This window comes from Acidimicrobiales bacterium, assembly GCA_016716005.1.
Lineage (GTDB): Bacteria > Actinomycetota > Acidimicrobiia > Acidimicrobiales > JADJXE01 > JADJXE01.
Genome location: JADJXE010000001.1, coordinates 2,070,495 through 2,082,764, shown reverse-complemented (window position 1 = coordinate 2,082,764; position 12,270 = coordinate 2,070,495). Strand labels below are relative to the sequence as shown.

General features: G+C 72.1%; 14 protein-coding genes. 6 read left to right on the top strand and 8 right to left on the bottom strand.

What is annotated here, in order from left to right; all coding sequences use genetic code 11:
* Positions 1–70 precede the first annotated feature (70 nt).
* Positions 71–397 (top strand): thioredoxin, encoded by a 327-nt coding sequence (gene trxA, locus IPM45_10235; GenBank protein MBK9179925.1) that lies wholly within the window; start codon positions 71–73, stop codon positions 395–397.
* An 84-nt stretch (positions 398–481) separates the two neighbouring features.
* Here the strand turns inward: trxA and IPM45_10230 are convergent, their stop codons facing one another.
* The 8 genes from IPM45_10230 to rpmH form a co-directional block, all read right to left on the bottom strand.
* Positions 482–1,375 (bottom strand): ParB/RepB/Spo0J family partition protein, encoded by an 894-nt coding sequence (locus tag IPM45_10230; protein MBK9179924.1) that lies wholly within the window; start codon positions 1,373–1,375, stop codon positions 482–484.
* Positions 1,350–2,126, bottom strand: a complete 777-nt coding sequence (locus tag IPM45_10225) for a ParA family protein (GenBank protein MBK9179923.1) — start codon at positions 2,124–2,126, stop codon at positions 1,350–1,352. Before IPM45_10225 ends, IPM45_10230 begins: the two co-directional genes overlap by 26 nt.
* A gap of 224 nt (positions 2,127–2,350) precedes the next feature.
* Complete coding sequence (locus tag IPM45_10220) at positions 2,351–2,968, bottom strand: class I SAM-dependent methyltransferase (GenBank protein ID MBK9179922.1); 618 nt, start codon at positions 2,966–2,968, stop codon at positions 2,351–2,353.
* 13 nt (positions 2,969–2,981) lie between these two features.
* On the bottom strand, positions 2,982–3,842 hold the full coding sequence (locus tag IPM45_10215) for a Jag N-terminal domain-containing protein (protein MBK9179921.1): 861 nt from the start codon (positions 3,840–3,842) through the stop codon (positions 2,982–2,984).
* A 6-nt stretch (positions 3,843–3,848) separates the two neighbouring features.
* Positions 3,849–4,859 carry a membrane protein insertase YidC gene (gene yidC / locus IPM45_10210; protein MBK9179920.1) on the bottom strand — a complete coding sequence of 337 codons (1,011 nt, stop codon included), beginning with the start codon at positions 4,857–4,859 and terminating at the stop codon, positions 3,849–3,851.
* A 1-nt stretch (position 4,860) separates the two neighbouring features.
* Positions 4,861–5,145: a membrane protein insertion efficiency factor YidD gene (gene yidD / locus IPM45_10205; GenBank protein MBK9179919.1), complete on the bottom strand. Its 285-nt coding sequence runs from the start codon at positions 5,143–5,145 to the stop codon at positions 4,861–4,863.
* On the bottom strand, positions 5,142–5,483 hold the full coding sequence (gene rnpA / locus IPM45_10200) for a ribonuclease P protein component (protein MBK9179918.1): 342 nt from the start codon (positions 5,481–5,483) through the stop codon (positions 5,142–5,144). The genes yidD and rnpA overlap by 4 nt, the downstream gene beginning before the upstream one ends.
* Complete coding sequence (rpmH, locus tag IPM45_10195; GenBank protein MBK9179917.1) at positions 5,480–5,614, bottom strand: 50S ribosomal protein L34; 135 nt, start codon at positions 5,612–5,614, stop codon at positions 5,480–5,482. Before rpmH ends, rnpA begins: the two co-directional genes overlap by 4 nt.
* A gap of 398 nt (positions 5,615–6,012) precedes the next feature.
* Between rpmH and dnaA the strand changes: the two genes are divergently transcribed.
* From dnaA to gyrB, 5 genes are all read left to right on the top strand, one after another.
* Positions 6,013–7,380 (top strand): chromosomal replication initiator protein DnaA, encoded by a 1,368-nt coding sequence (gene dnaA, locus IPM45_10190; GenBank protein ID MBK9179916.1) that lies wholly within the window; start codon positions 6,013–6,015, stop codon positions 7,378–7,380.
* Between the two features lie 277 nt (positions 7,381–7,657).
* Positions 7,658–8,752 carry a DNA polymerase III subunit beta gene (gene dnaN, locus IPM45_10185; GenBank protein MBK9179915.1) on the top strand — a complete coding sequence of 365 codons (1,095 nt, stop codon included), beginning with the start codon at positions 7,658–7,660 and terminating at the stop codon, positions 8,750–8,752.
* Positions 8,753–9,835: a DNA replication/repair protein RecF gene (recF, locus tag IPM45_10180; protein ID MBK9179914.1), complete on the top strand. Its 1,083-nt coding sequence runs from the start codon at positions 8,753–8,755 to the stop codon at positions 9,833–9,835.
* Positions 9,832–10,170: a DUF721 domain-containing protein gene (locus IPM45_10175; protein MBK9179913.1), complete on the top strand. Its 339-nt coding sequence runs from the start codon at positions 9,832–9,834 to the stop codon at positions 10,168–10,170. Before recF ends, IPM45_10175 begins: the two co-directional genes overlap by 4 nt.
* A 172-nt stretch (positions 10,171–10,342) precedes the next feature.
* Positions 10,343–12,268 carry a DNA topoisomerase (ATP-hydrolyzing) subunit B gene (gene gyrB, locus IPM45_10170; GenBank protein ID MBK9179912.1) on the top strand — a complete coding sequence of 642 codons (1,926 nt, stop codon included), beginning with the start codon at positions 10,343–10,345 and terminating at the stop codon, positions 12,266–12,268.
* Positions 12,269–12,270 lie beyond the last annotated feature (2 nt).

The following is a 12,270-nucleotide window of genomic DNA, read 5'->3' as shown; positions in this document are numbered from 1 at the left end:
CGGCCACGTCCGGAATGCCAGGCGCCGGCCGGCGGTTGGCCCGTTCGCACCCACGCCCCAGGAGGACCCCATGGCTGACGGCATCGTGACGCTCACCGACGCCACCTTCGACGAGACCGTCCGGTCGTCGGTCGAACCGGTGATCGTCGACTTCTGGGCCGAGTGGTGCGGGCCCTGCAAGATGATCGCCCCCATCCTCGCCGAGATCGCCGAGGAGCAGGCCGGGAAGCTGGCGGTGGCCAAGCTGAACGTCGACGACCACCCCGGCATCGCCCGACGCTACGACGTCATGAGCATCCCGACCCTGCTGGTGTTCCGCAACGGGGAGCTCGCGAAGCGCCTCATCGGGGCCAAGGGCAAGGCGCAGCTGCTCCAGGAACTCGCCGAGCTCCTGTGATCCGGCCGTGTCAGCCGTCACAACAGTAACGCACACCCTGTGGTCAACCCTGTGGACGACTGACGCTCCCCTTCATCTGGAGGATCACGGCCCGTCCTCCGGACCGGCCGGCGGCCGCCCCTCGATCATGGTGCGGTAGATCCGCTCCAGGTCCTCGAGCGTGGCGAACTCGATCACCACCCGGCCACGCTTGGCCCCCATGCTGACCTGCACACGCGTGTCGAGGTGCCCGGCCAGGAGTCCCTCCAGCTCCAGCAGCCCCGGCGGCCGGAGTCGCCGGGCCGGCTCCCGCCGTCCACGCGCCGCCACGCCCTCGTTGCGCACCCGCACCGCGTCCTCGACCGCCCGGACCGAGAGCCCGTCGGCGACGGCCCGCCTGGCCAACGCCTCTTGGAAGGCTCGGTCGGGCGTGCCCAGCAGGGCCCTCGCGTGGCCGGCCGAGAGCCGGTCCTCGGCGACCAAGCGCTGGATCGACGGCGGGAGCTGGAAGAGCCGGAGGGTGTTGGTGACCGCAGCCCGGCTCTTCCCGATCCGCATGGCGACCTCGTCGTGGGTGAGGCCGAAGTCCTCGATGAGCTGCTGGTAGGCGGCCGCCTCCTCGAGCGGGTTCAGGTCCTCGCGGTGCAGGTTCTCCACCAGGGCCTGCTCCACCGAGGTGGCGTCGTCGACCTCGCGCACCAGGGCCGGGACGGTCTGGAGGCCGGCTCGCCTGGCCGCCCGCCACCGGCGTTCCCCGGCGATGAGCTCGTAGACGTCTGCGTCCCGCCGACGGACGAGGATCGGCTGGAGGACGCCGAGCTCTCGGATGGAGGCCGCCAGCGACACCAGCGACTCCTCGTCGAAGTGGGTCCGCGGCTGGTTCGGGTTGGGCACCACCTGGGTGACCGCCAGCTCCTGCAGTGCCGTCCCACTGCTGGTCGCGACCTCCGTGGGGATGAGAGCCCCGAGCCCCCTACCCAGCCCGCTTCGGCGCGCCACCGCTCACCTCCTTGGCCAGCTCCCGGTAGGCGATGGCCCCTCGGGAGAGCGGATCGAAGATCGAGATGGGCTGGCCGAACGAGGGGGCCTCCGACAGCCGCACGGTTCGGGGGACCACGTTGCGGCACACCCGGTCCCCGAAGTGGTTGCGGACCTCGTGGACCACCTGGTCGGAGAGCCGGGTGCGGGCGTCGTACATCACCAGCACGATGGCGCTGAGCTCCAGCGTCGGGTTCAGGTTGCGCTGCACCAGCTGGACGTTGTGGAGCAGCTGGCCGAGCCCCTCGAGCGCGTAGTACTCGCACTGGATCGGCACCAGGATCTCGCCCGCGGCGGCCAGGGCATTCACGGTCAGCAGGCCCAGGCTGGGAGGGCAGTCGATCAGCACGAAGTCGTAGTCGTCGAGCACCGCGTCGAGGGCACGGCGCAGCTTCAGCTCACGGCTGAAGGCGGGCACCAGCTCGATCTCGGCGCCGGCGAGGTCGAGGCTCGCCGGGGCGAGGAACAGGTGTCGCACCGCCGTCGCCTCGATGCAGTCCTCCAGCGGGACATCCTGGAGGATCACCTCGTACATCGACGACTCGAGCGCCCGGGCGTTCACGCCCAGGCCGGTGGTGGCGTTCCCCTGCGGGTCCAGGTCGATCACCAGGGTGCGATAGCCCAGCTCGGCCAGGGCGGCGCCGAGGTTCACGGCCGTGGTGGTCTTGCCGACGCCCCCCTTCTGGTTGGCGATGGCCATGACGCGTGGCAGCGGGCGGGTGAAGGGCGTGGCCCCCTCGGGGAGCGCCTCCGCCTCGACCGAGTCGGGCGCCTCGTCGGCCCTCCCGGCATGATCATCCTCGAACACGGAACCTCGCTGATCTCGGCGTGGGCCGGCGGGGGAACGGGTCCCCATCGTGGCCTCCCGAGAACCCGGCGTCAACGACCCTCACGTTCCACGTGAAACCCTCCGAGCCGGTTCCACGTGGAACGGCCCTACCACAAGGGCCGCTTGGCTGGGCGTCCCACCCCTCGCGGGTAGCGGTCGGGACACGGCGCGATCTTCGCCAGCACCACCAGCGCCGGTGGTCCCGTGTGGCGCTCCTGCACGGCCAGGCCCAAGAGGGCCAGGCCGTCGCCCGGCCACCGGGCCTCGGCCCCACCCGGCGGTTCGCTCACCACGGCCACGCCTGTCGGGACCAGCAGCGGCGCCGCACACTCGGCCGTGACCGCGGGGGAGCCGAAGGCCCGAGCCACCACGACCCCGCAGGCTTCTCGCAGCGAGCCGTCCCGCCCGACCGTCTCGGCCCGCTCCTCTCGCACCGCCACCCGCTCCGAGAGGCCGAGGCGGGCACAGGCCCAGCGGAGGAAGTCGGCCCGGCGACGCTGGGCCTCGATGAACACCCATCGCGTCCCGGGCAGGAACACGGCCAGGATCAGGCCGGGCGGCCCGCCCCCGGTGCCCAGGTCGGCCACCAGGACATCGTCGGGCACGAAGGCGCGGAACGCCGCCGCGTGCTCGAGGTGCCGCTCGACGGGACCCGGGCCGAGCAGCCCGCGGCCCTGGGCCACGGCAAGCACCTCGAGCAGGTCCTCGCCCGTCCCCCCGCCCACGGGGGAGGTCCGGCTACTCGCCAGCGGGCAGGATCACCACGCGGCGACGGGGATCCTCGCCCTCCGACACCGTGCGAACCCCCTCGAGGGTGTTGGCGGTGTCGTGGACCACCTTGCGGTCGGCCGCCGACATGGGCTCGAGGGCCCGGGGCACGCCGGACGTCCGGACCTCGTCGACGACCTGGCGGGTGAACCGGGCCAGCGCGTCGCGACGGCGGGCCCGGTAGCCACCCACGTCGACCCGGAGGCGCTGGTCCCGCGCCGCCGGCACGTGGCGGAGCACGACCGTGCGGGTCAGCTCCTGCACCGCGGCCAGCGTCTGGCCCTTCGGCCCGATCAGCAACCCCAGGTCGTCGCCGTCGACGGCCAGCTCCACCGCCCCGTCCTCACCCGTGCCGACCGTGACCACACCGGCCAGACCGAAGACCTCGACGAGCTCCTCGAGGAAGTCCGTCGCCGCCCGGCCCGCCTCGGCCGCGACCTCCTCGTCGGACGGAGCAGGAGCAGCATCGGCCACGGTCGTCACCCTCTCGTCGGTCGTCCGAGCGGCGGCCACACCGGCCACCGTCGAGTCATCATCCCTCACCGCACCGGCGGCCGCCGCATCCGGTGCCGCCGGGGGAGCGCCGGAACGGCCCTGCCGCTCACCGCCCCCTCCCCGCCTCCGACGGTCGCGCCGATCCACCTTGGGGCGGGGTGTGGCGGGGCGAACGCGAGCCCGCACCCGGGCCTCGCCCCGCATCCGCCCGAACAGGCCCGGACGGGGCTCGGCCAGGACCTCGAACTCGGCGTCGGCCTCGTCCACCCCGAGCTGGTCGAGGGCGGCGTCCTTGGCTTCGTCGATCGTGCGACCGGTGGTCTCGACCCACTGCATCGGTGGCTACTTCCGCTTCCGCCGGCCGGCCTGCCCGGGCGGTGTCACCCGACCGCTGGTGGGACGCTTGGCCGGTGTCGCCCCGCCCTTCGGCGGCGTCGACGTCCCCTTCGGCGGCGTAGTCGAGCCCTTCGGCGGCGTGCTCGAGCCCTTCGGCGGCCGGCTCGGGCCGGGCTTGGCCCCGTTGCCGTCGGTCTCGGTGGCGGTCGCCTCGACGACCTTCGTCGAGCCCTTCGGTCCCCCGCTCTCCTCACTGCCCTCCCCCGACCGGGCCAGCACGTCCTTCGCCATCGTGCGCGAGATGAAGGCCTGCTGACCGATGCGGTACAGGTTCGAGACCAGGAAGTACAGCACGATGCCCGCTGGCAGGGTGAGGGAGATCACGGCGAAGAAGGCCGGCAGCACGCGCAGGAGCATCTGCTGCTGGGAGTTCACCGGCATGGCCTGGCCGTGGCGCTGGTTGCGCACCGAGATCTGGCGCTGCTGGATGTAGCTGGTGCTGGCCACGGCCAGGACGAGGATGAGGTACGGGATGCCGTGGAGGATGGAGTCGCCGAGGGCCTTGGCCGCGCTCTCGGCCAGGTTCATGCCCAGCGCCATCATCTCGTTCGTCTTGCTGAGGTCCTGGTACATCTGGCTGTTCTTGTCGAGGTACGCCGGATCGAAGTTGCCGGTCTCCGGATCGATCTTGGTGAGGCCGTGCAGCACCCGGTACAGCACGATGAACACCGGCATCTGCAGGATCAGCGGGAGGCATCCTCCCAGCGGGTTGATCTTGTTCTCCTGGTAGAACTTCATGAGCTCTTCGTTGAGCTTCTGCCGGTCGCCCTTGTACTGCTGCTGGATCTTCTTCATCTCCGGCTGCAGCCGTTGCATCGCCATCATCGAGCGGGTGCCCTTGAGCGTCAGCGGCGTGAGCACGATCATCACGCACAGCGTGAGCGCGGCGATGGCGAAGGCGTAGTTGGGCACCAGGTCGTAGAACCACGACAGCAGGGTGGCGATGGCGTCGAACACGTCAGCCGGCCTTCCGATCGGGGACGGGGTCGTACCCCCGACCACCCCACGGGTGGCAGCGGGCGACCCGGCGGGTGGCGAGCCAGGAGCCCCGGACCGCGCCGTGGGCCTGGACCGCCTCGACGGCGTAGGTGGAGCAGCTGGGCACGAACCGGCACGGAGATGGTCGCCCGGCCCGGGCGGCCTGGTACGCCCCCAGCACGGCCAGCAGGCATCGCGCCCCGACCGAGGTCCGCGCCGGCGGGGCCCCGGAAGAACCGACCGGGGTCGTTTCTGCGGCCCTCACGGCGCCGGGGCCGGGTGCAGGGCGCCGACCGCCGCCTCGAGGTCGTTGCGCAGGCGGTCGAAGCCGGCCGTGGCGGCGCCCGGACCGACCGAGGCCAGGTAGGCCCCGGCGGGCAGACGGCCCGACCGGGCCAGCTCTCGAGCCGCCTCGCGGAGCCGCCGCCGGACACGGTTGCGCACGACCGCCCCGCCGACGCGCCGCCCGACGGCCAGGGCCAGACGCGGTGGCTCGCCCGACGGATCGGGGAGGAACGTGAGGGTCACCAGGCCCCGGCGCACTCGTTGGCCTCCACGCCGCAGCTCGACGAACGTCGCCCGGTCGCGGATGCGCCAGATCAGGCCGACAGCCGGAGCCGGCCCTTGCGACGGCGGGCCTGCAGCACCGCCCGGCCGGCCCGGGTCGACATCCGGTGGCGGAAGCCGTGGCGCTTGGCCCGCTTCCGGTTGTTCGGCTGATACGTCCGCTTCATCCATCGCCTCCTCGTGGCCCGACCGGCGCCCCCGAGTCCGCCCGGGGTCGTGCACCTCCACCGCGGGAACGCCAGCGCGCACCGCCGCGGAGCGCCCTGGCCGTGTCACCAGCGGCGGCGACCGCAGGGCGCGTCGGGGCCGTAGCCGCCCCACGCTACGACCTGGCCCGTCACACGGCAACCTCGTCCCCCCTCCGGCGCCCCGAACAACCCCCCCGGGGTCGGTGCTAGCGTCGCCCTCCACGCCCGGGGCGCGAGGCCGGGCAGTCGGGCGACAGCCGCCGGCCCTCCCCCCCGGCGGCGGCACACAGGCGAGGCGGCCGGGTCCACCGGCCGGTGCCCGCGTTGTCCACAGGTGTGGACGAGCGTGTGGACGTGGACGGTGCGAGGAGGGACAGGTGCTGGTCGAGGATGCCGAACAGCTGTGGACGGCCAGCGCCGAGCTGCTGCGGGCACAGGTGTCGGAGGCGGTCTGGCTGACCTCGTTCCAGGACGCGCAGCCGGTCGGGATCGCCGACGGCCGCCTGGTGCTGGCCGTTCCCAGCTCGCTGGTCAAGGAGCGCATCGAGGGGCGGTACCTGGCCCTGGTGCGTGACGCCCTGGCCGAGGTCGGCTTCCCGGGGGTCGAGCTGCGCATCGAGGTCCGCACCGACGCCGGCGATCTGAGCGTGCGCGCTCCCGAACCGAGCAGCGCGACGACGGCGCCGGGTGCCCGCACCGGCACGGCCGAACGTTCCACCGACGGGCTGGTGGCCCGGTACACGTTCGAGAACTTCGTCACCGGCACCTCGAACCGCTTCGCCCACGCCGCCGCGCTGGCCGTGGCCGAGACACCGGCCCGCTCGTACAACCCGCTGTTCGTCTACGGCGCCGCCGGGCTGGGCAAGACCCACCTGCTGCACGCCATCGGCCACTACGTCGACCAGAACTACCCGCAGTACACGGTTCGCTACGTCTCCACCGAGACGTTCCTGAACGAGTTCGTCGACGCCATCCGCACGAACACCACGCAGGCCTTCAAGCGGCGCTACCGCGAGGTCGACGTGCTCATGATCGACGACATCCAGTTCATGGAGAACAAGGAGGGCCTCCAAGAGGAGTTCTTCCACACCTTCAACTCGCTGCACGGGGCCGACAAGCAGATCGTCATCTCCTCCGACCGCCAGCCCGACTCCATCCCCACGCTGGAGGATCGTCTGCGCAGCCGGTTCAAGTGGGGCCTGATCACCGACATCCAGCCGCCCGACCTCGAGACCCGGCTCGCGATCCTGCGCAAGAAGGCCGAGCGGGAGCCCACCCCGGTTCCCGACGAGGTCCTCGAGTTCATCGCCACGCACATCACCGACAACATCCGCGAGCTCGAGGGCGCCCTCATCCGGGTCACCGCCTACGCCAGCCTCAACAAGACGCCCCTGAGCACGGCCCTGGCCGAGCGGGTGCTGAGCGACCTGCTCACCGGCAACCAGCCCCGGCCGGTCACCCCCGATCGCATCCTCTCCACCACGTCGGACATGTTCGGCTTCTCGGTCGAGGAGCTGCGGGGCAAGAGCCGCCGCCGTCCCCTCGTGACCGCCCGTCAGGTCGGCATGTACGTGTTCCGCGAGCTGACCGACCTCAGCTACCCCGCCATCGCGCGCGAGTTCGGGGGGCGCGACCACACGACCGTGATCCACGCGGTCGAGAAGATCAGCGGGCTCATGAAGGAACGCCGCCAGACCTACGACCAGGTCACCGAGCTCATCCAGCGCATCAAGGCCGCGGGATGACCGCCCGGCCCGGACGCCAGCCCGCACGGGCTGTGGATCACCCTGGGTACGACCGGGGGTCGACGAGGCCGGAGCCCTGTGGATGCCATCGCCCCGTCGGTGGACGGAGCTGCAGCCGGCCATCCCGCATCCCGGGTCGCGCCCCTGCCCTGTGCAACGCTGGGGACGACCTGAGGACGGCGATCGGGCCCGTGACGTGCACCGATGCCAGGCCGTCCACAATCCACACCCCTTATCACCACTCTCACCCGAGAAGCACCAAGGAAGGGGAGCGACCGTGAAGTTCCGGTGCGAGCGTGATGTGCTCGTCGAAGCGCTGGGCACGGTCGGTCGCGCCGTGGCCGGTCGCAGCATGGCCCCCGTCGTCCTGTCCGGGATCCGGATGCAGGTCGTGGGTGATCGGCTCTCGCTCCAGGCCACCGATCTCGACCTGACGATCGCGTGCGAGCTCGATGTGGTGGGCGAGCAGGACGGTGCGGTGGTCGTCCCGGCCAAGCTGACGTCCGACATCGTGCGGGCCTTCGAGCCAGCGGCGGTGACCGTCGAGGCGGGAGCGGACGACGCCCACCTGTCGGCGGGCCGCTCCCAGTTCTCCGTCCGGGCCTTCGCGGCCGAGGACTTCCCCCGTCTGGCCGAGGCCGAGGGTCCGGTGGTGGAGCTGGCGGCGCAGGCGTTCGCGGAGGCCCTGCGGCAGGTCGTCCCGGCGGCCAGCCCGGATCCGCAGCGCGCCATCCTCACGGGGGTCCTCCTTGCGGCCGAGGCGGGGGGGCTGCGGTTGGTCGCCACCGACTCGTACCGCCTCGCGCTGCGGGACCTGGCCGGTAGCGCCGTCCTCCGGGAGGGTGAGCAGGTCGTGGTGCCGTCGCGGGCGCTCGCCGAGCTGGCCCGCCTGCTCGGCGACGACGAGTCGGTCGCGTTGCGGTTGGGAGAGCGGGACGCGACCTTCACCGCAGGTGGGGTGCGGATCACGACCCGGCTGATCGAAGGGGCGTTCCCCAACTACCAGCGCCTGTTCCCCGAGGAGTACCCGAACCGCCTCGTGGTCGGCCGCGAGCCCTTCCTCGACGCCGTCCGGCGGGTGCGGCTGCTGGCGCGCGACGCCACGCCGGTGCGGCTGCTGCAGCGAGGCGACGGCCTCGAGCTGCTGGCCGTGAACCCGAGCATGGGCGAGGCTCGCGAGGAGCTCGACGCCAAGTACGAGGGGACCGAGCTCACGGTGGCCTTCAACCCGGAGTTCCTCGTGACCGGGGCCGAAGCGGCCGTGGGAGACGAGCTCATCCTCGACACGATCGACGCGCTCAAGCCGGCCATGCTCCGGTCGGTGGAGCAGCTCGACTTCCGTTACCTGTTGATGCCCATCCGCGTGTCCTGAGTGCGCGTCCGTCGGCTCTGGCTCACCGACTTCCGCAGCTACGCGTCGCTCGAGCTCGAGCTGGCCGCGGGGCTGACGGCGGTCATGGGCCCCAACGGGCTCGGCAAGACGAACCTGCTCGAGGCCATCGCCTACCTGGCCACCCTGGAGAGCTTCCGGGGCGCCCCCCTCGAGGCCCTGGTCCGCCAGGGGTGCCTGCGGGCGGCCGTGCGGGCCGAGGTCGACCAGCAGGCGCGCCGGGCCCTCGTCGAGGCCGAGATCGTTCCCGGTGGGCGCGGTCGCGTCCTCGTCAACCGCCAGCGCCTCACCCGGACCCGCGACCTCCTCGGCGTGCTCCGCGTGACGGTGTTCGCGCCGGACGACCTCGAGCTCGTCAAGGGCGGTCCGGCGCAGCGGCGCCGGTACCTCGACGACGGGCTGGTCGCTCGGCAACCCCGGCTCGATGCGGTGCGCCTCGAGCTCGACCGGGTGCTCCGCCAGCGCAACGCCCTGCTCCGGCAGGTGGCCGGGGTCCGGGCCGACCGGCTGCCGGCCGACGTGGCGGTCACCCTCGACGTGTGGGACGCCAAGCTGACGACGGCCGGAGAGGCGCTCGGCGCCGCCCGGGCCGAGCTGGTCGAGCGCTTGCAGCCCCGGCTGCGACAGGCCTACGACGACATCGCGGCCGGCCCGGTGCCGGTCGATGCCCGGTACGAGCCGGCGTGGCGGCCGGGCGGGCTGGCGGCTGCGCTGGCCGCGGCCCGGGCCGAGGAGCTGCGGCGGGGGGTCACGCTGGTGGGGCCGCACCGCGACGACCTCGAGCTCGTCCTCGCCGGCTTGCCGGCCCGCACCCATGCCTCGCAAGGGGAGCAGCGCACGCTGGCCCTGGCCCTTCGGCTCGCGCTCCACCGGATCCTCACCGACGAGCTGGCCAGCCCGCCCGTGCTGCTGCTCGACGACGTGTTCTCCGAGCTCGACACGGACCGGGCCGACGCCCTGGTGCGGCACCTGCCGGAGGGCCAGGCCGTGCTGACCACCGCGTCTGGGCTCCCGGCGCGGGTGGCACCCGACCAGGTCGTGCGCCTGCCCCTGGTGGCGGCGTGAGCGGCTGGCGCCCGCTCCCCGGCGACGAGCCCTCCCCACCCGAGCCGGTGCGCGCCCTGGTCGACCGGGTCCTGCGGGGGCTGGGGGCGCCCGCCAGCGGCACCCTCGACCTGGTCTTCTCCCTGTGGGAGGAGGTGGTGGGCCCGGCCCTGGCCGCCCATGCCCAGCCGGTCGCGGTGCATGACGGGTGCCTGGTGGTGGTGGTGGACGACCCGGCGTGGGCCGCCCGCCTGCGCTGGTCGACGGCCGACGTGCTTCGCGCCGTCGAGCGGGTTGCCGGTGCCCCGGTGGTGCGATCGGTCGAGCTGCGCGTGCGCCCGCGAACGGGCTCCTGAGGGGCCCGGGGAAGCCCGCCCGGGGGGCATGCCATCCCGAGGGAGGGCCACACCCCTCTGGTAAACTGAGGCCCATCGCGATGGCCACCGCCGCCACCGCTGGACGGCGTGCGGCGGACCCCGTGTCGCCTCGCTCATCCCTCCGTGTGGAAAGGTCGCGCCCTTGTCCCAGGTGACGTCGCCGTCCTCGTCGTACGGGGCGAAGGACATCACGGTCCTCGAAGGCCTCGACCCGGTCCGCAAGCGACCCGGCATGTACATCGGGTCCACCGGGCCCACCGGGCTGCACCACCTGGTCTGGGAGGTCGTCGACAACTCCGTCGACGAGGCGATGGCCGGGTACTGCGCCCGCATCGACGTCACCCTGCTCGCCGACGGGGCGTGCCGGGTGGCCGACGACGGCCGCGGCATCCCCGTCGACCCCCACCCCCGGTACAAGAACAAGAGCGCCGCCGAGATCGTGCTCACCGTGCTCCACGCCGGCGGCAAGTTCGGCGACGCCGGGTACAAGGTGGCGGGTGGGCTCCACGGGGTCGGCATCTCGGTCGTGAACGCCCTGTCCGACCGGCTGGTGCTGGAGATCGACCGCGACGGCCAGCACCACCGCATGGAGTTCGCCAAGGGTGGCCGCCCGCAGGGCCGTCTCGAGGTGGTCGGGGCCGCACCGCGGGGCCGCACCGGCACCACCGTCACCTTCTGGCCCGATCCCGTGGTCTTCAAGGAGGGCACCGAGTTCTCGGCCCGCACGATCACCGAGCGGCTGCAGATGATGGCGTTCCTCAACAAGGGCCTCGAGATCCGCTTCCACGACGAGCGCCCCGGGCACCAGGCCGAGGTGACGTTCCAGTACAAGGGCGGCATCGTCGACTTCGTGCGCCACCTGAACCAGTCGAAGGAGGCGCTGTTCAAGCGGGTCGCCTACTTCGCCCAGCACGACGCCGTCCAAGAGGTCGAGGTCGCGCTCCAGTGGAACACGGGCTACTACGAGGGCATCCACAGCTTCGCCAACGGCATCGCCACCATCGAGGGGGGCATGCACGAGGAAGGCTTCAAGAAGGCGCTCACCAACGCCGTGAACAAGTACGCCCGGGCCCGGAACCTGTTGAAGGAGAAGGACGACAACCTGCTGGGCGAGGACATCCGCGAGGGCCTCACCGCCATCGTGGCGGTCAAGCTGCGCGACCCGCAGTTCGAGGGGCAGACCAAGGCCAAGCTGGGCAACACCGAGATGCGCTCGCTGGTCGAGCGGGCGACCAACGAGAAGCTGGGCGAGTGGCTCGAGGAGCACCCCGCCGAGGCCAAGCAGACCGTGGCCAAGGCCATGCAGGCGGCGCGGGCGCGCATGGCGGCCCGCCAGGCCCGCGACCTCACCCGTCGGAAGTCGGCGCTCGAGGGCGCGGGCATGCCCGACAAGCTCCGCGACTGCTCGAGCCGCGATCCGCGCGAGTCCGAGCTGTTCATCGTCGAGGGCGACTCGGCCGGCGGGTCGGCCACCCAGGCCAGGGACCCCCGCAGCCAGGCGATCCTCCCGATCAGGGGGAAGATCCTCAACGTCGAGCGCTCGCGCATCGACAAGATGCTGAAGAACGCGGAGATCCAGGCGATCATCGGCGCCGTCGGCGCCAACGTCGGCGAGGAGTTCGACGTCGCCAGGGCCCGCTACCACAAGGTCATCGCCATGTGCGATGCCGACGTCGACGGCAGCCACATCCGCACGCTGCTGCTCACGTTCTTCTTCCGCCAGATGCGAGACCTGGTCGAGCAGGGCCACGTGTACATCGCCCAGCCGCCCCTCTACTCGACCGAGGTCGGCAAGCAGAAGGTCTACCTGAAGGACGATGCCGCCAAGGCTGCGTTCCTGGCCGAGCACCCGAACCACAAGAAAGAGTTCCAGCGCCTGAAGGGCCTGGGTGAGATGGACTTCCACGAGCTGCGTGACACCACCATGGACCCGGCGCGGCGCACCCTGCTCCAGGTGAGCGTCGAGCAGGCCGCGCTGGCCGACGAGATCATGAGCGTGCTCATGGGCGACGACGTCGAGTCGCGCAAGCACTGGATCCAGTCGAACGCCAAAGACGTGCGCTTCCTGGACATCTGAGG

What these genes read in the sequence shown, in the direction of transcription:
- trxA (MBK9179925.1), top strand. Translation starts at nt 71, where the DNA reads ATGGCTGACGGCATCGTGACGCTCACCGACGCCACCTTCGACGAGACC.
- IPM45_10215 (MBK9179921.1), bottom strand. Translation starts at nt 3,842, where the DNA reads ATGCAGTGGGTCGAGACCACCGGTCGCACGATCGACGAAGCCAAGGAC.
- rpmH (MBK9179917.1), bottom strand. Translation starts at nt 5,614, where the DNA reads ATGAAGCGGACGTATCAGCCGAACAACCGGAAGCGGGCCAAGCGCCAC.